The 21756-nt window shown below is 40.4% G+C and carries 15 protein-coding genes, 1 other RNA gene and 1 pseudogene; 8 read left to right on the top strand and 9 right to left on the bottom strand.

Annotated features, from left to right (window positions below; all coding sequences use genetic code 11):
* Window position 1: 1 nt before the first annotated feature.
* From dnaE to ATS76_RS15945, 4 genes are all read left to right on the top strand, one after another.
* Window positions 2-3493: a DNA polymerase III subunit alpha gene (gene dnaE, locus ATS76_RS15960; RefSeq protein WP_058552865.1), complete on the top strand. Its 3492-nt coding sequence runs from the start codon at window positions 2-4 to the stop codon at window positions 3491-3493.
* A gap of 16 nt (window positions 3494-3509) precedes the next feature.
* The gene (accA, locus tag ATS76_RS15955) at window positions 3510-4466 is read left to right on the top strand and encodes an acetyl-CoA carboxylase carboxyl transferase subunit alpha (RefSeq protein WP_006793614.1); all 957 of its coding nucleotides are present in this window, start codon (window positions 3510-3512) and stop codon (window positions 4464-4466) included.
* 91 nt (window positions 4467-4557) lie between these two features.
* Window positions 4558-5862, top strand: coding sequence for a tRNA lysidine(34) synthetase TilS (tilS, locus tag ATS76_RS15950; RefSeq protein WP_058552864.1), 1305 nt, complete (start codon window positions 4558-4560; stop codon window positions 5860-5862).
* Window positions 5863-6213, top strand: a complete 351-nt coding sequence (locus tag ATS76_RS15945; protein ID WP_058405695.1) for a hypothetical protein — start codon at window positions 5863-5865, stop codon at window positions 6211-6213. It begins immediately after the preceding gene.
* A gap of 65 nt (window positions 6214-6278) precedes the next feature.
* Here ATS76_RS15945 and ATS76_RS15940 read toward each other — a convergent pair whose 3' ends face one another.
* Window positions 6279-7175 (bottom strand): GGDEF domain-containing protein, encoded by an 897-nt coding sequence (locus ATS76_RS15940; RefSeq protein WP_058552863.1) that lies wholly within the window; start codon window positions 7173-7175, stop codon window positions 6279-6281.
* A 133-nt stretch (window positions 7176-7308) separates the two neighbouring features.
* On the opposite strand from ATS76_RS15940, the gene ATS76_RS15935 reads away from it, so the two are divergent.
* Window positions 7309-9282 (top strand): monovalent cation:proton antiporter-2 (CPA2) family protein, encoded by a 1974-nt coding sequence (locus tag ATS76_RS15935; RefSeq protein WP_058552862.1) that lies wholly within the window; start codon window positions 7309-7311, stop codon window positions 9280-9282.
* Between the two features lies 1 nt (window position 9283).
* On the opposite strand, the gene ATS76_RS15930 is transcribed toward ATS76_RS15935, so the two are convergent.
* On the bottom strand, window positions 9284-10429 hold the full coding sequence (locus ATS76_RS15930; protein ID WP_058405749.1) for a patatin-like phospholipase family protein: 1146 nt from the start codon (window positions 10427-10429) through the stop codon (window positions 9284-9286).
* A 237-nt stretch (window positions 10430-10666) separates the two neighbouring features.
* Here ATS76_RS15930 and ATS76_RS15925 point away from each other — a divergent pair, with 237 nt between their 5' ends.
* The 3 genes from ATS76_RS15925 (at window position 10667) to ATS76_RS15920 (ending at window position 14732) form a co-directional block, all read left to right on the top strand.
* The gene (locus ATS76_RS15925; RefSeq protein ID WP_058552861.1) at window positions 10667-11539 is read left to right on the top strand and encodes a DUF3014 domain-containing protein; all 873 of its coding nucleotides are present in this window, start codon (window positions 10667-10669) and stop codon (window positions 11537-11539) included.
* Window positions 11540-11676: 137 nt separating this feature from the next.
* Window positions 11677-11773, top strand: an RNA gene (gene ffs, locus ATS76_RS19135) — signal recognition particle sRNA small type.
* A 196-nt stretch (window positions 11774-11969) separates the two neighbouring features.
* The gene (locus tag ATS76_RS15920) at window positions 11970-14732 is read left to right on the top strand and encodes a hybrid sensor histidine kinase/response regulator (protein ID WP_058552860.1); all 2763 of its coding nucleotides are present in this window, start codon (window positions 11970-11972) and stop codon (window positions 14730-14732) included.
* Between the two features lie 54 nt (window positions 14733-14786).
* On the opposite strand, the gene ATS76_RS15915 is transcribed toward ATS76_RS15920, so the two are convergent.
* The 7 genes and pseudogenes from ATS76_RS15915 to ATS76_RS15885 all read right to left on the bottom strand — a co-directional run bounded on the left by ATS76_RS15915 (window position 14787) and on the right by ATS76_RS15885 (window position 21744).
* Window positions 14787-15476: a DUF1826 domain-containing protein gene (locus tag ATS76_RS15915; protein WP_058552859.1), complete on the bottom strand. Its 690-nt coding sequence runs from the start codon at window positions 15474-15476 to the stop codon at window positions 14787-14789.
* Complete coding sequence (gene zigA / locus ATS76_RS15910) at window positions 15476-16675, bottom strand: zinc metallochaperone GTPase ZigA (RefSeq protein WP_058552858.1); 1200 nt, start codon at window positions 16673-16675, stop codon at window positions 15476-15478. The genes ATS76_RS15915 and zigA overlap by 1 nt, the downstream gene beginning before the upstream one ends.
* Window positions 16676-16831: 156 nt before the next feature.
* Window positions 16832-17911: pseudogene (locus tag ATS76_RS15905) on the bottom strand (mechanosensitive ion channel family protein).
* A 103-nt stretch (window positions 17912-18014) separates the two neighbouring features.
* The gene (locus ATS76_RS15900) at window positions 18015-18416 is read right to left on the bottom strand and encodes a DUF6691 family protein (protein WP_058552857.1); all 402 of its coding nucleotides are present in this window, start codon (window positions 18414-18416) and stop codon (window positions 18015-18017) included.
* A gap of 3 nt (window positions 18417-18419) precedes the next feature.
* Complete coding sequence (locus ATS76_RS15895; protein ID WP_058552856.1) at window positions 18420-18833, bottom strand: YeeE/YedE family protein; 414 nt, start codon at window positions 18831-18833, stop codon at window positions 18420-18422.
* 1 nt (window position 18834) lies between these two features.
* A complete protein-coding gene (locus tag ATS76_RS15890; protein ID WP_058552855.1) occupies window positions 18835-20094 on the bottom strand; it encodes an OmpP1/FadL family transporter in 1260 nt (419 codons plus the stop codon).
* A 219-nt stretch (window positions 20095-20313) separates the two neighbouring features.
* Window positions 20314-21744: a sugar porter family MFS transporter gene (locus ATS76_RS15885; protein ID WP_058552854.1), complete on the bottom strand. Its 1431-nt coding sequence runs from the start codon at window positions 21742-21744 to the stop codon at window positions 20314-20316.
* Window positions 21745-21756 lie beyond the last annotated feature (12 nt).

Raw genomic sequence — 21756 nt, 5'->3', positions numbered from 1 at the left:
CATGGCTGCACCAGAGTTTGTACATTTAAGGGTTCACTCAGACTTTTCGATGGTTGATGGCCTAGCTAAAACCAAGCCAATAGTCGCTAAAGCGCAAGAGCTTGAAATGCCTGCGCTTGCTATTACCGATCAAATGAACTTTTGTGGTTTAGTGCGCTTTTATGGCGCCACGCACAATGCGGGTATAAAGCCGATTGTTGGCGCTGATTTTTGGCTGCGTAGCCCTGAATTCCCCGATGAACCATGCCGCATTACAATTTTAGCTAAAGACAATGTAGGTTATAAAAATATAACTTTATTAATTTCTGAAGCGTATCAGCGGGGGCATGTATTTCATCGCCCGGTGATTGATCGTGAATGGCTGGTAAATCACAAAGAAGGGTTAATTATTCTCTCGGGCGCGAAAGATGGTGATTTAGGTAAGGCGCTTTTAAAAAATAACCCTGGCGTTATTGAATCGGTTATTAGCTTTTACAAGCAACACTTTAGCGATCATTACTATTTAGAATTGGTTCGCACAAATCGTCCACTTGAGGAAGACTACTTACACATGGCGGTAGAGCTTGCCGCTAAAGAGCAGTTACCCGTTGTAGCAACCAACGAAGTGGTATTTTTAAAGCCAGAAAATTTTGAAGCGCATGAGATTCGAGTTGCTATTTTTGATGGTTACACCCTTGATGATAAGCGCCGTCCAAAACGTTTCTCAGAAGAACAGTACCTAAAAACGCCTGAGCAAATGGCTGAGCTATTTAGCGATATACCCGAAGCACTGCAAAATACGGTAGAAATAGCCAAACGCTGTAATGTGACTGTAAAGTTAGGCGAATACTTTTTGCCAGATTACCCAACAGGCTCTCTTAATATAGATGAGTTTTTGGTTAAAGTTTCAGAAGACGGCCTTGAAGAACGTCTCCAGTTTTTATTCCCAGACGAAGAAGACCGTAAAGTAAAACGCGTTGAATACGATGAGCGTTTAGCAATTGAGCTTGGCGTAATTAACCAAATGGGTTTTCCGGGTTACTTCTTAATCGTAATGGAGTTTATTCAGTGGAGTAAAGATAACAATATTCCGGTAGGTCCTGGGCGTGGTTCGGGTGCGGGTTCATTAGTAGCATATGCACTTAAAATTACAGACCTCGATCCGCTTGAATTTGACTTACTCTTTGAGAGATTCCTTAACCCTGAACGTGTATCAATGCCCGATTTCGACGTCGATTTTTGTATGGATAGGCGCGATGAAGTAATTGATCACGTATCGGCATTGTATGGCCGTGATGCGGTATCGCAAATTATTACCTTTGGTACCATGGCGGCAAAAGCGGTAATACGCGATGTAGGCCGTGTACTTGGTCACCCTTATGGCTTTGTTGATCGCATTTCGAAGTTGATCCCAGGCGATCCAGGGATGACCCTTGCTAAAGCTTTCGATGTAGAGCCGCGCTTACAAGAAGCCTACGACGGCGACTCTGAGGTAAAAGACTTAATAGACATGTGTCGCATCCTCGAAGGGTGTACACGTAATGCCGGTAAGCATGCCGGTGGTGTTGTAATATCGCCGACCACCATTACCGACTTTGCTGCACTTTATTGTGACGATGAAGGTAAGTTTCCGGTTACCCAGTTTGATAAAAACGACGTAGAAACCGCAGGCCTTGTTAAGTTCGATTTCTTGGGCTTACGTACCTTGACTATTTTGCAGTGGGCTGTGGATATGACCAACGTGCGCATGCAGCGCGAAGGCAAAGATCCTGTTGATATCAACACCATTCCACTGGATGATAAAAAAAGCATAGAGCTATTACTACGCGCCGAAACAACGGCAGTGTTTCAGCTAGAATCGCGCGGTATGAAAGACCTAGTACGCCGCCTTAAGCCCGATTGTTTTGAGGATATGATTGCACTCGTGGCGTTGTTCCGCCCAGGGCCACTGCAATCAGGCATGGTAGATAACTTTATTGACCGAAAACTCGGCCGAGAAGAAATCTCATACCCAGATGCGCAATACCAACACGAAAGCTTAAAACCAATACTTGATCCGACATACGGCATTATTTTGTATCAAGAACAAGTAATGCAAATAGCGCAGGTACTCGCAGGTTATACGTTGGGTGGCGCCGATATGTTACGCCGTGCAATGGGTAAGAAAAAACCCGAAGAAATGGCAAAGCAACGTTCAACGTTTGAAGATGGCGCGCGTAATAATGGTATTGACGGCGAACTAGCCATTAAAATCTTCGACTTGGTAGAAAAGTTCGCAGGTTATGGTTTTAATAAATCTCACTCAGCGGCATACGCATTAGTATCGTATCAAACGCTGTGGATGAAAACGCACCACCCAGCTGAGTTTATGGCTGCGGTAATGTCGGCTGATATGGATAACACCGACAAAATAGTAATTTTGGTAGATGAATGTGAAAACATGAAACTTACCTTATTACCGCCCGATGTAAACGCGGGTGAGTTTAAGTTTACGGTAAATCTGCAAGGTGAAATTGTTTACGGTATTGGCGCTATTAAAGGCGTAGGTGAAGCGCCGGTAGACGCTATTTTAGAAGCGCGCGCAAAAGGCGGCCCGTTTAAAGATTTATTTGATTTTTGTGCTCGCGTTGACTTAAAACGCTTAAATAAACGGGTTACCGAAAAATTAATTTATGCCGGTGCGCTTGATCAATTAGGGCCAGAGAAAACCCAAGCAGGGCGTGCAACGTTACTGGCAAGTTTAAAAGATGCCATGCGCGCAGCCGATCAGCACAACAAGGCAGAGCAACTAGGGCAAAGCGATTTATTTGGTTTATTAGCCACCGAGCCTGATGAAGTTGAGCAAGCCTTTATTAAGGCGACGGGGCTGACCGACAATGAATGGTTAGAGGGTGAAAAAGACACGTTAGGCCTTTATTTAACAGGGCATCCGATAAATCAGTACCGAAAAGAACTTAGGTATTACACCAGCGGAAAGTTGGTGGATTTACAACCAACTAATCGTGATGTACTCTCAACTGCTGCTGGTTTGGTTATTTCTGCTCGCACCTTAATTAATAAAAAAGGGAACCGCTGGGGCTTAATAACTTTAGATGACAAGAGCGCCCGTATTGATGTACGCTTGTTCCCAGAACAGTTTGAAATGTACCAAGAAATGCTGCAAGTTAATAATATCTTGGTAATATCTGGACAGGTCAGCTTTGATAACTTCTCTGGTGGCATTACAATGACCGCCAGAGAAATAAACACCATTGCTCAAGCGCGTGAAAAACGCATTAAAGCGATTAAAATGACGCTGAACATGGTGCAAATCGAGGCAGGTTTCTTCGATAAATTACAAAAAGTACTCGAACCTTATAAAATGGGAACGTGTCCGATCAAGGTTTATTACCAACGCCCCGATGCGTTGGCGCAATTAACCCTAGGGATCGAATGGTGTGTCACGCCGAGCGACGACTTAATTCATAAGTTATCACTCATGGCGGCACAAAATGTAGAACTAGAATTTAACTGATTAGGTAGTTTAGAGCATGAGCCTCAATTATCTTGATTTTGAGCTTCCAATTGCAGAATTAGAAGCAAAAATTGAAGAATTACAAAGCATAAGCCGCGCTGGCGAGTTAGACCTTGAGTTAGAAGAGGAAGTCAGCAAATTAAAAGAAAAAAGTGCTAAACAAAAAGAGGAAATATTCTCAAATTTAGGCGCTTGGCAAGTATCACAGTTAGCACGTCATCCGTTGCGTCCTTACACTCGAGACTATATCGAGCGCATTTTTACGGAATTTGACGAGTTTGCAGGCGATCGTACATTTGCTAATGATCCGGCTATTTTAGGCGGTGTTGCACGTTTAGATGGCGAACCAGTGATGGTTATTGGCCAACAAAAAGGGCGTGACACAGCTGAAAAAATCAAACGCAATTTTGGTATGCCAAAGCCAGAAGGTTACCGTAAAGCATTACGCTTAATGGAAATGGCTGAGCGTTTTAAAATGCCAATTATGACCTTTATCGACACACCAGGTGCCTACCCAGGTGTGGGCGCTGAAGAGCGTGGTCAGTCTGAAGCAATCGCTCGTAACCTTAAAGTAATGGCTGCACTTAAAGTGCCCACTATTTGTACGGTTATTGGCGAAGGTGGTTCAGGTGGTGCATTAGCGATTGGTGTTGGCGACAGAGTTAATATGTTGCAATACAGCACGTACTCGGTAATTTCGCCAGAAGGCTGTGCATCAATTTTATGGAAAAGCGCAGACAAAGCACCACTTGCAGCAGAAGCCATGGGTGTAACGGCAGAGCGCGTTAAAGAGTTAGACTTAATCAATAACTTAGTTGATGAGCCTTTAGGTGGCGCGCACCGCAATTACGATGCAATGGCGCGTAACTTAAAAACGCGTTTAAAGCGTGATTTAGCAGACTTACAAGCGCTTTCGCTTGAAGACATGCTTGATCAACGTTACAAACGTTTAATGTCGTTTGGTTACTGCTAACAGTAATTACTGATATTAAACGTTAAAAAAAGCCGCTTATGCGGCTTTTTTGTTTTAAAATACATTAAATTATAATTTTATAGCGTGTTGTATGCAGTCATCAGCCATTTATCAGCAATTAAAAAAGTCATTAAGTAGCTATATTAAACAGCCTAATAGCGCATTTACTGTTGCGCTTTCAGGTGGGGTAGATTCGGTTGTGTTGCTGCATTTAATGAGTAAGCTAAAAAGTGAAGTTGATACGATTACGCTCAGTGCTGTGTATGTTAATCATGAGTTGAGTAAACATGCTCATGATTGGCAACAGTTTTGTAAACGCTTATGTATAGATCTTGGCGTGTCATTTCAGGCAGTGAGTGTCAACATAGAGGTTCAATCACGAACAAGCTTAGAAGCTCAAGCACGTGATGCTCGCTATAAAGCGCTCGACGAGCTAAGCCCAAAAAACAGTATTATATTGCTAGGGCAACACTTAAACGACCAAATAGAAACTTTTTTACTGCGTTTAAAACGAGGTTCTGGTTTAAAAGGTCTCGGCGCTATGCATCAAAAACGCGTATTAAAAAGTGGCAGAGTGTGTTTTAGGCCACTTTTAGATGTGAAACGAAGTGACATTGAAAGCTTTGCTGCACAATATGGTATTGATCATATTACAGATGACTCCAATACTGATGAGCGCTTCGATCGTAACTTTTTGCGCGCCAGTGTTGTACCCGTACTTGCAGAACGGTTTGATGGCTTTGAGCAGTGTGCAGCTCGCAGTATTGAGTTACTTCAGCAACAACAAGCTCTACTTGATGAATATATTTTTACTGATTTAAATCAAAGCTTAAATGCGCAACAAGCGTTATGTATTAACAACATAAAGTCATACAGTGAGCCGCGTTTAGCTAATGTGGTAAGAGCGTGGCTTGGTTTGTTTACTGAAATAATGCCATCTCAAAAGCAGTTGTCACAAATTATCAACCAGGCAATAAATGCTCAGGCCGACGCACAAATTCAAATTAACTTGGTTGATGGACAAGTTAGACGCCATCAAGGGAATTTATACTTTGTAACTCAAAATAACATTGTGAATGATGATGAGTTAATCACTCATGAACTCACTCTCAATGATGGCCGCATATTAACAAAGCAAAGCGGTGCAGGAATAAGAGCGCCGTATGCTAATGAGCAGGTTTCAGTAAGGTTTAATTGCAATAGCGCTCGTATAAAACCACTAAAAAAGCCAGGAAGCAATACCGTTAAGCACTGGTTTAAAGATGCAAAAATAGCGCCTTGGCTTCGAAGTCATGTGCCGCTTATTTTCTACAACGACGAATTAGTCCAAGTGGTTGGCTATTTTATAAGTGAAAAACATTATGATGAAAATGGTATTTATTGGGAGTGTAAATAAATGAGTAAACAGCCACATGTTGGGTTATCGCTGGTTAATAAAGCCCCATTAGGCATGCTATTTACAGCCCTAATAGCGTTAGTTGCTAATGTATTACTCGATTTGAACATTGTTACTTTAGCCTATGCTATTTCGGGTGGTGCTGTATCAGCGGTTATTTTAATGGCTTACTGGTTAGGTAAAGGCGGTATATTTTTTATACTAGGGGTGAGTTTACCATTAGTTTTAGTGTTATTTACGCCACTGGGTACCGCCACTGCCTTAATTAATTTAGTTAGTGGTTACTTTTTTGGTTTTTGTGTAGCGCTTACTATTTATAAGTTTTTACCCGCAAAGCCTATTAAACAATAGGGTAGCGGTTTGCATAAAAAAGGCCCAGCGGGGGAAGCGAGGCCTTTTTTAATTAAATCGTTAAGTTAATATGCTTTAGCGCAATTTCTACCAGACGCTTTAGCTTTGTACAATCCTTTATCTGCTCGTGAAAATAATTCTATATCGCAGTCTTTACTTGTCGCTAATGTGTAACCAATACTTACCGTTACGCTGTATTTAGACATTAAACTTGAGTGTTTTACAAATTGCATAATGCGTTCAGAAATCACTTTGTTAGTTGTAAACTCAGGGTCTTCAATTAGTATTGCAAATTCATCACCACCAAATCTAAATACAGTATCTGTCGCACGTATACTTGAATTTAATACAGTAGCAAATTCTTTAAGTGTATCGTCACCAATTTTATGACCAAACTGATCATTGACCTGCTTAAAGTTATCAAGGTCTAATAACATTAAGCTGAAAGGGCGTTGATAACGACGACAGTTTTCTAGTTTTTGGGATAAAATGTCATTAAATTGACTACGGTTATTTAAACCTGTTAGGGAGTCTTTTGTTGCCAATTTAAGAACGCGGCTATACATCATCGCATTACGTAGCGGGTAAACCAGCGCTGAGTGAAGCGCCCGTAGCTTGCTTTCAATTGCTTTGCCTAAAGGGTATTTACTAAAGTAAATAAGTTGCCCTAAATGCTCTCTTCCAATTGCTAAATCAAAAATATAGGGTGTACTGTTTGTATCACTTTCAGACGTTTGTGCGGTACCAAGCGTTGATTGAAACTGCAACCCCGTAAAGTTTAAAAGCTTTTTTGTAAATTTTGCATATATGGCTAATACATCTTCAATAACTAAACTAGTTTGTAGCTCAGCGACTAACTCATGTGTTGCCGTTGTTTCGTGATTTGGTGTGTGCTCAGCCGAAAACGGCAAAAAATCGCCGCGACCAGAGACACGTTGCGTCAAAATATGGACATTTTCCATTAAATTCTCCCCCGAGGGTGTTGCTTTGCCATTACTAAGCGATTTCTATGCCATATTTTAAAACTAGCTTAAAAACAATTGCTTGCTATATTTAAACTACATCCCCTAGTTTAATTGACGCCGGAGGCCAAATTTGCAAAGTATTAATGCTCAGTTTTTTGGCTTGCTTGTGGCCGCCGTAATTTTTGTGTGGTTTTTTAAGCGTATTGGTTTGCCGCCAATTTTGGCGTACTTGGCAACAGGTGTTTTAGCTGGCAGCCATGGCGTTGGTTGGTTGGAACATACGCACGAGATAGACTTTGTTGCAGAGCTAGGCATTGTATTTTTGCTTTTTAGTTTGGGGCTTGAGTTTTCAATATCTCGGTTAATGGCAATGCGCAATATTGTATTTGGATTAGGGTCACTGCAGGTGATTGTAACTAGTTTAGTGCTCATTATAACTTTGTATTGTTTAAACTTTAGCTTGCTTACCAGCTTTACTATTGGCTCTATTATGGCGCTGTCTTCAACGGCAGTCGTTGTTAAATTACTAAAAGAAAGTGGAGAACTTAATCAGCGCAGAGGGCAATTAGCAATAGGTGTATTGTTGTTTCAAGATATTGCGGTTGTGCCTTTACTTATTATTCTTCCTTTATTTGCCGCAAGCGATTCACAAACAATAGGATGGGCGTTGGCATTTTCATTGACTAAAGGGGCTTTTGTTTGCGTGCTGCTATGGGCTATTGGTAAGTGGGTACTGCCTAAAGTATTTAACGAAATAGCCTTAGTACGAACCGATGAGCTATTTGTACTGACTACGTTACTCGTTGCCTTATTTGCAGGGCTACTGACTTATATGTTTGGTTTATCAATGGCGTTAGGTGCATTCTTAGCCGGTATGATGCTAGGGGAAAGTCATTACAGACATCAACTTGAAGCAGATATACGACCATTTCGCGATATATTAATGGGGCTATTTTTTGTAACCGTAGGTATGCAGCTCGACTTACTTTATGTGTTAAGTAATGGCGTTATTATCGTTGCTGCCTTATTAGGATTGTTGGTTTTAAAAATAGCTGTGGTTGCTATTAGTGCACAACTAATGGGTGAGCGAAAGCATGACTCATTAGCGTGTGGGATTATGCTGTGGCAAATGGGGGAGTTTGGTTTTGTTTTAATTGCTTTAGGGAGACAGCACCAACTATTAACAAGCGAGTACATTTCATTTTTAATTGCTCTTGGCGTGCTATCAATGGCGTTAACCCCATTTTTAATTGAAAAAACTCCCACCATTTTAAGGCGTTTGGGGTTATTAAATAGCCCAAGCGTAGCATGGGATAGCGAACCACAAGTGAGTATGCTTTATACAAACCATGTAGTGATTTGTGGTTTTTCGAGGGTAGGGCAAACAATAGCGCGCTTTTTAAAACCAGAGGCGATTGAATATGTTGCTGTAGAAAGTAATCCCATACTTGTACAAGAGGGAAAGGCCGCGGGTGAACCAGTAATATATGGCCACGTTAAGCAAAAAGATATTTTAAAGTGTGCCGGTGTAGAGCGCGCGCGATTGGTGATTATTACATTTACTGAATTTGACCAAACACAAATAGTGATAGACGCAATAAAGCAAATAGCACCCGAGGTAAAAATACTGATACGTACACGAGACGACAGCCAGCTTGAAAAACTTCGTGAGCTTGGTGTAACAGAAGTTGTGCCAGAATCACTTGAGGCAAGTTTAATGATAGTCTCGCATGTTTTATCTATGTCGGGTGTCCCCATGAGCCGAATTATTAGGCGTGTTAGTGATGAGCGAAGAAATCGTTATCAGTTTTTACAACGTTTTTTTACAGGTGAGCATATAAACAATGATGAGGGGAATTCAGATAAGTTAGAATATTTACATGTGGTTGCTCTTCCCGATAAAGCACATGCGGTTAATAAAAGCATACACGAGCTTAATTTAGTAAAGCGCAGGGTGTCTATAAAAGCATTGCGACGCCAAGACCGAGAAATAGATGCCCCTTCAGATCAAATTGTCCTGCTAGCAAACGACATACTCGTTTTACAAGGTAAACCACGACGGGTAGAACGAGTAGAGCATTTTTTACTAGGTGGCATTGAATAAGTTAATCGAGCCCTAAAAACGCCCTTATTTCGGGGAGCTTAGCCATACCATCTTGATACCCTATTTCCATTAAATGTTGGGTGTAGCGTTTTTCAAATAATAAGTAACTAGTTAAACTTGATTGAGAATGCTTTTTAACACCAATAATTCGCAACAATACTTTTATCGCCCATGGCATATCGTTGTAATACTGCGCCGCAATGACATTAAAATTTTGTGAGGGATTAATAATAAAGCTATCTATTTGTTTTAGCTCTTGGTGTTTATCTCGTGCAGGTAAAAGACCCAAAGTGCGGTTTATTCTGCCTAAACGTTCTAAATCTGACTGCATGGTGTCGGTAAATACACTATCAAGCAAGTGCCCTGCAACAGCCGAAAGCCCAGGATAATGCGCAGAATACCCCGGTGGATGCGGCTCTTTAGGTTCATCGACACCAATAATAAATATTTTTTCGGCGCCTAAATGTATTGATGGGCTAAGCGGTGACAGTTGATGTATAGAGCCGTCACCAAAGTAATGGTTATGAATATTAACGCTTGGAAACACCATTGGAATAGCACTTGATGCCATTAAATGATCAACATTGATGCGTGTAGAGCGTCCTTCACGCTTAGCTCTTTGCCAAGGTGTTTGCGTATTTGATTGAAAAAAAGCAACCGAGTCACCCGTTGTGTAACTTGAGGCGGTAATAGAAAGAGCCTCTAAATAGTTACGGTGTAAATTACGCTCTATGCGGTGAAGGTCTAAAATCTCGTTAAGTAAGCCACGCAAAGGACGATTATTCAGTAAGCTCGCAGGTGGGTGGTTAATATGTTCGGATTGAAAACTGGTTAAAATATTACGTGCAATGTGGCCAAATACACTCAAAAAATCACTTTTGTAGACCATAGAGGTCGAAAAGTTTTTCCATACAGATTCTAATTTACGCACAGCTAAATGAGCGCAAGAGGCATAACACGCTAAGGCCGCAGAATTTATAGCTCCGGCAGATGTACCATTAATTATTCTAAAAGGAAGAGGTGCGGTACGTGGCATGCTATGAGCTAATGCTTTTAAAACACCTACTTGATACGCAGCTCTAGCACCACCACCGGTAAGTAATAAGGCTGTTTTAGGCTTTTTTGGATCTATTTGCTTAATTTTCATATTGGTGGTTAAACTGTTCAACGTCTTTACTTTATTTATCAACTGTAAGTCTTTAAGCTAGAAGAATCAAAGGATAACTGCTCTTGAAAAAGTGCCTGCTTTTTTATAGCGCAATTTAATGCGCAATTCAGGCCGAATAATTTAAGGTATTAATTTAATAAAAGCTCGAACAGAATGAATTTAATCCACTTAGGCTACTCTAAGTGATATCGCATTTTAATTTTTTATGGAGTTAGTATGTCAGACTCATCAGATGTTCAAAAACGCTCACCAAACAGTAATCTACTTCTTGCCATTATTACGCTAATTGTTGTTGCCTGTGTTGTTGCTTTCGTATTACTCAAACCAAGTGACGAGCCAGAGTCGAGAACAGAGGTAACAAAGCCGATAAAAGCGCAGCCAATAATGGAACTTAAGCCATTAAATGAACCAGATATAATTGAGCCAGAAGAGCCAACAGCCACTGAGCAACCCGCAGAGCTCGAAGTGCCAGCGCAGCGAATAGTTGAACCAGAACCAGAAGTAGCTACGCTACCTGCCTTAAATGATAGTGATACTGTAGTTGTTGCTAAAATTGACGAGTACTTGAGTGACTCTGTTATGAGCCTATTGGTCACTGATGATGTTATTCGCAGAGGTGTTGTTTTTATTGATAACTTAGCCCAAGGTAAAGTTGCTAAAAAACATAACCCTGTTATCAAACCCCAAGAAAGCTTTAGTGTCAGCGAGGGGGATATTTTAACCATTGATCCGAATAGTTATGAGCGTTATACACCTTATGTAAAAGTATTTACGAGTGTGAGTGCCGCGCAAGTGGTCCGATTGTATGAAGAGTACAAGCCACTTATTAATGATGCATACACAGAAATTGGCTACGGCGATGATGAGTTTAATCAAACATTGAACGACGCAATTGATTTACTGCTTGATACACCAGAACCAGAAGGCGCCTTACCACTTCTTCGTGACTCAGTGACTTATCAGTATGCGTTTTCTGAATGGGAGCAACTACCCGCAGCTCAAAAGCAGTTATTACGTATGGGTCCAGACAACATGAAAAAAGTAAAAGCAGCACTACATAATATAAAAGCGCAATTAGAGAGCAAATAACAGACACAAATTAAATTTAAAAGCCGCGATTGTATATGAAATATGCAATCGCACTTTCTTTTTTGATTATCCCTTGAATAACACAGTAAAAGTAGAGATAATCCCCCCGCGCCAACCAAGGCCCTCAATGGTAGTCTTATTGGTCCTCTCGCAACACTAGCAGGCGAACCTGGTCAGGCCCGGAAGGGAGCAGCCACAGTTTGTGACGTGTGTGCCGAGATGTGGCTGGTAAGACTGCCACCCAAATTCCTCATTTGGGTGACAACCTCTTAACTCATTTAAAAAATTATAATTAAATACACAGCCTTTTATTTTCCGTTATTCCCTCTGTCTCTACCTTATAGACAACACTTAGATATTGCGCAATAATGAAATAAAGCGTTAACGTTAACGCTACACATGTTAAATCAGATGCCCAAGGGTTGTTGTAATGTCTCAAAGAAGTAAGTGGGCACTAGCTATTTTATTAGGGTTAATAGGCGGGTTGGTTAACCTTTTACCCCTGTATTTTTTCGATAGTTCTGAATTTTTATTTGGGCAAATTTTTGTTTTATGCAGCTTAGTATTCACTGGGTTGCGCTACTCCTGTCTTACGCTTGCAATTGTTTCGAGCTTCTTACTTTATAGGTGGGGCCACTGTTGGCCCAGTGTAGTGTATTTGCTTGAGCTTTTATGGCTTTATACTTTCTGTTTGAGGCGTTCAAAACCCATTTTACCTTTAGGTGCCGTTTTTTGGTTTTTAGTGGGGCTACCTATTATTTGGGTGATAGGGCAGTTTGTAATGGATTTAGCGTCGCTAACGCTTATTGTTGCAGTGTTTAAATACCTGGTTAACGCATTAATCAGCTTAGCATTGGTTGATTTGATTAGTATATTTGTTCCTTATGCTAGTCGTGCTTATCAAGGACGTCCACTGGCTCGTATTCTTAGTTATGTGGTCAGTGTTATTATTGTATTGGTTGTGCTTGTTACAAGTGTTTTTTTGGTTAACGATCATCATTCGCGTATAGAGTATGAGGTAAATGCGCAGCTTGAGGAAAAAGCAAAATCAATTAGCACACAGTTGAATGACTATTTGCAGTTTCATAAAAACGCGGTGGTAATGAGTAGTGATGCCATTGGGGGTGGGATTGATGTAAAACAGCAGCTCATACAGTTAATGGATTTATACCCGGGTTTTACTACGAGTTTATATGCAATGCCAAATGGGTATGTTGCTAAAAGTATTCCTGAAACATTACTTGCAGGGCTAAGTGAGGAGAAGCGGTTTGTAAACGACCGACCGTATTTTTCACAAGCTCAACAGTATCCCAAAGGTTACAGTAGTGGGGTGTTTCAGGGGCGTGGTCTTGGTAATGAGCCTATAGTTGCCCTTTCTGCACCAATATACAAAAATAACGAGTTTTATGGTGTTGTAGAGGGCTCCTTGAAGCTAGAGCGCTTAGAGCAGTATATTCCAAATTTGTTTAATCAAACTGGTGAGCTAATTATACTCGATGCTGAGCAAAGAATTGTTTTTAGCTCTTTAGCACAATTTAAAATACTGGCTGATTTTAAGACGTTAGATTTTACAATAAGCAACCTGGGCGATAATCAACTTTTTCGTTCTGTTAATAATGAAGTATTTCATACCAATCAGTATGTTGATGCTAGTAGTCAATGGCAAGTTATTACGTTTTACAATCGTAAACACTTAACTAAGGTGGTAGCAACAGCTTGGCTACCAACAATATTGTTTAGTGCAGTGTTGATTTTTTTAGTGGTGTTGTTTATTCATCATTTATCTAATTTATTAGTTCAGCCAATTATTGGTTTGACTAATTTAATGTATGGTTTTAATAAATCAGACAAACAACACTTTAATACAGAGTCTAGCTGGTACGAAGTGCTGCAGCTGCAACAACAATTTAAAATGTTGGGGAATGCGTTAAGGGACTCAATAGAAAGTTTACAAGCGTCTAATATTAAAAATCAGGATTTAAATAAACAGCTAAGCCAATTTAACCAGCAGTTGGAAGTTAAAGTAGCTGAGCAAACAGATGAGCTAACAAAAGCAGTTAAATCAGCTAATGAAGCTAATAAAGCTAAGTCACAGTTTTTGGCCAATATGAGTCATGAACTGCGTACTCCTATGAATGGCATTTTAGGTATGGGAGAGGTATTACTGCGAGATACCACCCTTACAGATGATCAACGCGAGTTGCTTGAAACACAGCAAAAAAGCTCCAAAAATCTACTACAAATATTAAATGATATTTTAGACTTTTCTAAAATTGAAGCAAACGCCATGCAAATTAGCCCGCGAGCAACTTTGGTTGCTCCGTTTATTGAAAATATTCACTCGTTATTTTCGCCTATTATTCATTCCAACGATGTTGAGTTTATTATTCAACAGAGTCCCGACTTACCCGATTGCCTAAATGTAGACGACTTACGTTTAAATCAAATAATTATTAACTTATTGTCTAATGCGCAAAAGTTTACTCAGGTTGGGTTTGTGCGTTTATCGTTTAATTACAGTGATCAGCAACTCACGGTAAGCGTGTCTGATAGCGGTATTGGGATAGAAAAAGAGCAGCAGCTATTACTTTTCAGTGAATTTACTCAAGCAGATGCTAGCGTAGCACGTAAATATGGCGGTACAGGCCTTGGGTTGGCTATTTGCCAAGGTTTGATTAAAAAAATGGGTGGTGAAATAACCTTAAATAGTGTGCCAGGTTTGGGTAGCACTATTAAGTTTTCAATAAATGCCCCTAAAGCGCAAAGTGTCGATTTAGCAAAGCCGGTCCAAGCACAGTCGCTACCAGACTTGCTAAATAAGGATATTTTGCTGGTGGAAGATAACCCTATAAACCGCCAAGTAATTGCAAAAATGTTAGAGCCAACAGCTGTTACTATTACAATGGCAAACGACGGTTTAGAAGCGCTAAAAGCATTAAAAACTAATGTATTTGATTTAATTTTAATGGACTGCCAAATGCCTAATATGGACGGTTATGAATGTACTATACGCATTCGCGAAAATGAAATAGGTGCAGATAAACGGGTTCCAATTATCGCCATTACAGCCAATGCATACGAAGAAGATAAGCAGCGTTGTTTAGATGTAGGTATGGATGACTTTATTTCAAAACCGGTTAACTCTCAGGGGTTATATAGCGTTATTGCTAATAATCTTATAAAGATAAATTAAATATAATTTATAAAGGCCAGACAAAGTATGGCCTTTATTAATGGCGTTTTAATTTCATATAAAATCGAGGGTGAGCAATAACCGTTGCTCGTTTGTAGCCACAGGTGGCGAGCGATGCACTAGCCCTGCACCTTCGTTTTCATCCCAGTACTCGCCTTTAAGCAGGGCAATATCACCTTGCTTGAGTTGATTAATATTATTTAGGCTTTTAAATAAGCCAGACTCTTCATCAGGCTTACCTAAATTACCAGTACCTAGCTTTGAGCGGTTTACATCGCTGTGATTTAACCACTGCGTAGCAACACCTTGATAGGTAGTCACTAGCCGGCACGGAATTTTGTCTACATGAAAACGCGGGCACATGGGTTTATCTAATATTTTTAGCCTTAAACCGGCGCGTTTTAAATCAAACAGGCAGCAAAACATTTCAACCAACAGTGCGATATCTTCACACAGCACTTTAATTTCATCGCGGTTATTATCTTCTGGCTTAAGCGCTTTTATTAATTGATCAAACGCATCATCGGGCGATACCGCAAGTTCTAGTGGCTTTAAAGCATTTGCGCTAATGAGAGTATTAACTGCATTTGTTAATGTTTGCTCAAGGTCTCTTTGCCAAATAACAATGTTAGTGTCGTGGTTATAAATTTGTGGCAATACATTAGCGTCACACTTTTTAGCTGCTTTTCGGTACAGCGGCTCCGCAGGCTTTATTTGCGCAGTTAGTGGGGCTAGGGCATTCATTACTCTTCCTCCCAAATAGGAAACGGGTCGTTATAGGTTCTCCAAAAGTCTTTACCTTTTAGTACAGCATCTTCTGGGAGTAGGCAGTCATCAAGCGCTTTAATCATCGCTTGTTGATTCAAAGATTGACCAATAAACACAAGCTCTTGGCGCATGTCACCAAAGGGTTCTACCCATTTACTGTTTATATCAGCAAGTAGTTCGGGCTCTGTGGGCCAGTCTTTTTTAGGGATGGCTTTAAAAAACATACCAGCAAATCCGTAATGAGCTATACCGCCTGCTTGGCTCCATTGCCCGCAAAATAAAGGGCGTGTTGCTAACCAAAAATACCCTTTTGAGCGAATTAGCTTGCCAAACTGCTCGGTGTTGTGCAAAAAGTGATAAAACTTTTCTGGGTCAAATGGGCGGCGCGCAGTGTAATTAAAGCTGCTAATACCATACTCTTCGGTTTCGGGAATATGTTCACCACGCATTTCTTTAAGCCAGCCCGGCGCTTGTTGGGCACGTTCAAAATTAAATAAACCCGTGTTTAGCACTTCGTTAATATTAATATGGCCGTTTGAAATAGGAATAATGTTAGCGTGAGTATTAAGCGTATTTAAAATGGCAGTGAGTCTATTTAATTCATCGTTTGTAATTAAATCAGTTTTACTAATTAAAATTACATCGGCAAATTCAACTTGATCAACAAGTAGGTCGGCTACGCTTCTTTCGTCGTCTTCTCCTAACGATTCGCCAGTATCTTGTAAATCGTTTGCTTGTTCGTAGTCGTTTAAAAAGTTAACCGCATCAACCACCGTTACCATAGTATCAAGTGTGGCAATATCACCCAGTGATACGCCATTTTCATCGGCAAATGTGAAGGTTTCGGCTACCGGTAATGGCTCAGAAATACCGGTTGATTCAATAACGAGGTAATCAAAACGCCCCTCTTTGGCAAGTTTGCCCACTTCAACAAGTAAGTCTTCTCGTAGGGTGCAGCAGATACAACCGTTGCTCATTTCGACGAGCTTTTCGTTACTGTGATTGAGCGACACATCGTTTTTAATAGTGGCTGCATCGATATTTATATCGCTCATATCGTTAACTATAACAGCCACTTTTTTACCTTGCCTGTTATTAAGAATATGGCTAAGTACAGTGGTTTTACCGGCCCCCAAAAAACCTGATAACACTGTGACGGGCAGTTTATTTATCATTTAATAATCTTACTAAATTACAATTTATCGTATGTTATATTATATCAATTGTGCATTCCAGTAATGCCAATTAATTTTTTTAATAAGAAATACGCAGTAAGTGGCTTTAGTGACCTATAAATTTTAAAGTAAATTAAGCGCGAGCTTATCTCGCGCTTATTTTTTATCGCTATTAAAATTAGCCGCTTCTTGCGATGTATTAATGGCTGTAATAGGGAAGGGGATCACAATACCTTCTTGGTTATAGCGTTTATGGAGCGCTTTGATAAAAGCAGATTTAACCCAAAATCGATTAAAGTACTCTTTTGCGCGCAGCATTACTGTAAAATTAATGCTTGAGTTATCAAAGGTGTGATATACCACAAAAGTATTGTAATCATCAACGCCCTACTCATGGTCAATCAATACTTGGCGCGCAACCTCAAGCGTTACGTGCTCTACAAACTCTAAGTCTGAGCTGTAATGCACGCTTACATCAACAGGTACACTTAGCTCTTTTTCGGGATAAAAGTAATTAATAATACGCGATTTAGAAAGCTGACTATTAGGAATAATAATCATATTATTTGGCAGCATTTTAACCCACGTAGAGCGCCAACCAATTTTTTCTACAAAGCCTTGCTCCTTTGATTCAAGCTCAATGAAATCCCCCACACGTATGGGTTTATCTATAACAAGCTGCACGCCCGAAAAAAAGTTTTCAAGGGTGGGTTGCAAGGCAAGTGCTACAGCTAACGATGTAATACCAAGAGATGCAATAATAGGCGTAATAGAAATACCCAACGTGCCCAATAAAACCAACAATCCCACCGAAAAAAGAGTAACGCGAATAACCCCCTTTATAATACTTTGAGAATTAAAAATAACCGCAGATTGTTTAGCGTAGTGATTAACTGCGCCAATAACAAATTGATTTAAAAAGAATATAAGGGCAAGTAAAGCTAATACAATATTGATACTGTTGAATGGAATTCGCTTTGCTAACTCGGGGTCAATAACGAATGTATCGTGCTCTAAAATGGTGATTAGCACAATAATTGTGCATAGTGTTAGTGGCTTAGATATTGAGTCTAGAAGTAGTGTGTCGAATGTGAAAGTTGTTTTTGACGTCCATTTTTTCAGCCAGTGCATTATAAAAAAACGAATGAAAAACAATAATATAGTTAAAAATAAAAGGTAAGCTACCGTACTCAACCAAGGGGTGTTATTAATAACGTCTAGCGTATTTTTGAGCATAACTTAAACCTATCAAATGTAATTATATTTAATACAGCAAGTTATGTACCTATGTTTGAGGTAAAGAGAAGTGTATTGCCGAGATGAGCTCGGCAATCGTTACTTATATTTTTTTAGCTACCCACATTCCACCCAATACAGAGGCAAAAAACAGCCAAAACTCCATTTTGAGTGACACTAACTGAACTAAGCCGGGTCCAGGGCAAATCCCGCTCAATCCCCATCCCAAACCAAACAAAACAGAGCCCGTAATTAATCTACTATCTACACTTTTTAGGTTGCTTAGACTAAATGCTTCACCAAATAAAGGGCTATCTTTTTTAGAGACCCAAAACCAGGCCAGCATCATTATTCCCATGGCTACCGCCATTACAATAATTAAACTGCCGTCCCACCCTTTACCAAAGGTCAAAAAATTAAGCACTTTATCAGGGTTGGTCATCCCGCTAATAATAAGGCCTAAGCCAAAAATAAAGCCTAAAAACACCGATGTAATTGCTTTCATGTTTTATCCAACTAAGTTAGCAGTTATTACAGCAACAAGCATAAACACACATGTTGAAACCCAAGAACGTGTAGAGAAGCGCGACATACCACATATGCCATGCCCGCTTGTACAGCCATTGGCAAGTGATGTGCCAACACCCACTAAAAGTCCCGCTGCAATAATTAACCAAGAGGGTATATTTAAATCGCCCTCTAATAACTCAGGCGCAATAAGTGAAGTGGCAACGCCCGCAATTAATAAGCCTGTAATAAAGCACACTTTCCACACATTATCGGATTTTAGTGGAGTAAACAAAGATTTAACTAACCCTGAAATACCGGCCACTTTACCAAATAAAACAAGTAATAATGCACATGAAATACCAATTAAAGCACCGCCTAAAGCGGCGGATAAAGGCGTAAATTCAGTTACCATTTTATATTCCCCAAACAATTGATACACCAACACCTGATTGGTCCATTTCGATTGCTAGTTGCTGGTTTGGCGCTAAAAAGTTAGCACCTGATACCTTTTTAGCTGGCGAGTAAAAAGCCATAGCATTTAATTGTACATTGTCGCTAACTTTATGGCTAAAACCCGTTGTAAAATGCCACTCTTGTACACCCGGCGCTAAAATATTAAATAACACCTCAGACGACGGAATAGGCTTTTGAGTGTAAGAAACACCAAAGCGAATTTTTTGTTTCGCAGTAGGCTGCCACTGATAACCTAATTTGTATATATCCATATCTTGCCAGCCAAACCCTGCACCTGTGGTTGCACCCAACGGTGCAGACATTAAGTTACTTATTGGGTTGGCAATGCTTTTAACTTCACTGTAGTTTATTTTTTGCCAATCGAATACAAGTTGGTTATTTGGTGTAATTTTATAGGCGGCACCAATTTGAATCGAGCTTGGTAAGTCAAAGCCACCGTCTTCTGCAAATAACCCTTTATAGCTATCAAATTCTTCCATAGCGACCGATGAGCGATAACTGGCACCCCAACTAAACGATGTGCCTACGGTTTGAGTTACGCCCACTTGCACACCTAAGCCTGTGCTGGTGTCGGTGCCATTATTAGTTAAATTTTCAGGCGATTGCGAAAAAGGCGCAAAGTTTCCCAGGCCTGTCGCTTTAAATTGTTGCACAACATAAATAGGTGAAACCCCCACTTTTGTTTGCTCGTTTAATTTATAGTTAATAGTTGGACTAATAAATAACTGTTTTAAATCAACGCCTGTTGTGCCAGCGTAAAATGTGCCTTCTGGCTCAGAATTGGCGCTGTAGTCGGTGTTCATACCGCCATTGGCGTAAACCAATAGGCCAATATTTATTTTGTCATTTAACTGATGGCCAATAGCAAATTCAGGGATGGCAAATAACGTGTTATCACTTTTTTGGGTTTTTGCTTCAAGATAAAGCGCATTCGGATAAAACGTATCTACAGATGATGCTGTGTATTTTCTATCAGGTGAAAATAGCTCTAATCCCAGTGAAATTTCTGTCCCATTCACAGTAAAACTGGCTGGGTTATTAGCACCAGACATTAACTCTTCAGATAGCGCAACCCCTGCACCTGCCATGCCTTTGTGGGTCATGCCATAACCATGAGTAAAATACCCATTGGTAGCAAATGCGCTAAATGTTCCTAATGTGCATGTTAATGCAAGGCCTGATACTAACTTATTTTTCATTTTGATAGACATACGTAGTGGGAAAACGCGGACAATAGCTAATTTTCTATATTCAAAAAAGGAATTTAAATCGATTACTTATAGTAAAAAAGAATATTGAGCGTGTGTGTTTAACCCAAAGTTTAGCGAGGTAATTACTTAAGCCTTTTATACAACCATTAAATCAATTATTTAGCTAAAAGATACAAAGCGGTGAGAGGATTCACCGCCCTAGATTAATTACATAGACTCAAGTGTTTTACCACGGGTTTCTGTAATGTATTTAGCCACAAAAAATATACTAATAAGTGCCGATAAAGCGTAAAAGCCGTACGCACCTGCAAGGCCAATATTAGCCAGCATAATAGGGAAGGTCATGGTAATGGCAAAATTAGCAATCCACTGCGCGCTTGCAGCAACCGCGAGCGCTGCGCCACGAATACGGTTATTAAACATTTCGCCTAATAACACCCACACAACCGGGCCCCAACTTAAGCCAAAAAATACCACAAACAAGTTAGCCATTATAAGCGCGAACGTCCCCATGTTATCGCTAAGTGCAAGCTTGCCTGCTTCATCAAGGCCTGCGCTGCCAAATATATAAGTAAGCGCACTTAAGCTAATAAACATACCCACACTGCCCACAAGTAAAAGTGGTTTACGGCCAATTTTGTCAACAAGGGCAATGGCAATAAAGGTCGATACAACATTTGTAGTGCCCGCTAATACATTTATAAATAACGATTGTGACTCGTCAAAACCAGCGGCTTGCCAAAGCTCTGAGCCGTAATAAAACACCACGTTAATCCCCACAAATTGCTGAAACACACTCAGCGCAACACCCGCCCAAACAATTGGGTGTACTTTTTTACTGCCATCGATAAATAGATCGCGAATACTCGGCTTTTTATCGCTATGCAAAGAGCCTTTAACATCGCTTATTTGCGCATCAACGTTGTCGTTCGAAATTTTACTAAATACCGTTTTTGCATCGGCTACTTTACCTTGCGCCACTAAATAACGAGGCGACTCAGGAATAAACAATACGCCCACTAAAAACAATATTGCAGGCACAAGCTCAGCCCAAAACATCCAGCGCCAAGCGGCTATATCAAGCATTAAAATATTTTGCGCGCTACCAGCTGCATCAGCAATTAAATAGTTACTTAAAAACGCAGCAAATAAACCCAATACAATAGCGAGTTGCTGTAGTGTAGCTAAACGACCACGAAGGGCTGGTGGTGCAACTTCTGCAATATAAGCTGGCGCCAATACCGATGCAGCACCAATACCTAAACCACCAAATAAGCGGTAAAAAATAAACTCGGCCGAGCTTTCACTAATGCCCGAGCCAAAGGCGCTAATGGCAAAAATAATCGCTGTGATGATCATAATTGCACGGCGGCCAAACTTATCAGCCAGAGGCCCCGCAGCAAGCGCACCTAAAGCACAGCCTAATAATACCGAGGCTACATTAAACCCTGTAGCCACACTGCTTGAATTAAAAGCATTACCGAGTGCCGACACCGTGCCGTTAATAACGCCCGAGTCAAAACCAAATAAAAAGCCACCAATAGCAGCCACTGCCGATATAAAAATTACGTAAAAAAGAGAGCCTGTGCCCAATGTGTGCGCCGAGCTATTAGTGCTCGGCGAAATAGGTGATGTCATAATTGTGTGTCC

The organism is Pseudoalteromonas sp. 10-33 (assembly GCF_001469195.1).
Classification (GTDB): Bacteria; Pseudomonadota; Gammaproteobacteria; order Enterobacterales; family Alteromonadaceae; genus Pseudoalteromonas.
The sequence above is the reverse complement of the archived record's forward strand: the minus strand, read 5'-3'. Positions and strand labels throughout refer to the sequence as shown.

What these genes read in the sequence shown, in the direction of transcription:
- dnaE (WP_058552865.1), top strand. Translation starts at nt 2, where the DNA reads ATGGCTGCACCAGAGTTTGTACATTTAAGGGTTCACTCAGACTTTTCG.
- accA (WP_006793614.1), top strand. Translation starts at nt 3,510, where the DNA reads ATGAGCCTCAATTATCTTGATTTTGAGCTTCCAATTGCAGAATTAGAA.
- tilS (WP_058552864.1), top strand. Translation starts at nt 4,558, where the DNA reads ATGCAGTCATCAGCCATTTATCAGCAATTAAAAAAGTCATTAAGTAGC.
- ATS76_RS15945 (WP_058405695.1), top strand. Translation starts at nt 5,863, where the DNA reads ATGAGTAAACAGCCACATGTTGGGTTATCGCTGGTTAATAAAGCCCCA.
- ATS76_RS15940 (WP_058552863.1), bottom strand. Translation starts at nt 7,175, where the DNA reads ATGGAAAATGTCCATATTTTGACGCAACGTGTCTCTGGTCGCGGCGAT.
- ATS76_RS15930 (WP_058405749.1), bottom strand. Translation starts at nt 10,429, where the DNA reads ATGAAAATTAAGCAAATAGATCCAAAAAAGCCTAAAACAGCCTTATTA.
- ATS76_RS15925 (WP_058552861.1), top strand. Translation starts at nt 10,667, where the DNA reads ATGTCAGACTCATCAGATGTTCAAAAACGCTCACCAAACAGTAATCTA.
- ATS76_RS15920 (WP_058552860.1), top strand. Translation starts at nt 11,970, where the DNA reads ATGTCTCAAAGAAGTAAGTGGGCACTAGCTATTTTATTAGGGTTAATA.
- ATS76_RS15915 (WP_058552859.1), bottom strand. Translation starts at nt 15,476, where the DNA reads ATGAATGCCCTAGCCCCACTAACTGCGCAAATAAAGCCTGCGGAGCCG.
- zigA (WP_058552858.1), bottom strand. Translation starts at nt 16,675, where the DNA reads ATGATAAATAAACTGCCCGTCACAGTGTTATCAGGTTTTTTGGGGGCC.
- ATS76_RS15900 (WP_058552857.1), bottom strand. Translation starts at nt 18,416, where the DNA reads ATGAAAGCAATTACATCGGTGTTTTTAGGCTTTATTTTTGGCTTAGGC.
- ATS76_RS15895 (WP_058552856.1), bottom strand. Translation starts at nt 18,833, where the DNA reads ATGGTAACTGAATTTACGCCTTTATCCGCCGCTTTAGGCGGTGCTTTA.
- ATS76_RS15890 (WP_058552855.1), bottom strand. Translation starts at nt 20,094, where the DNA reads ATGAAAAATAAGTTAGTATCAGGCCTTGCATTAACATGCACATTAGGA.
- ATS76_RS15885 (WP_058552854.1), bottom strand. Translation starts at nt 21,744, where the DNA reads ATGACATCACCTATTTCGCCGAGCACTAATAGCTCGGCGCACACATTG.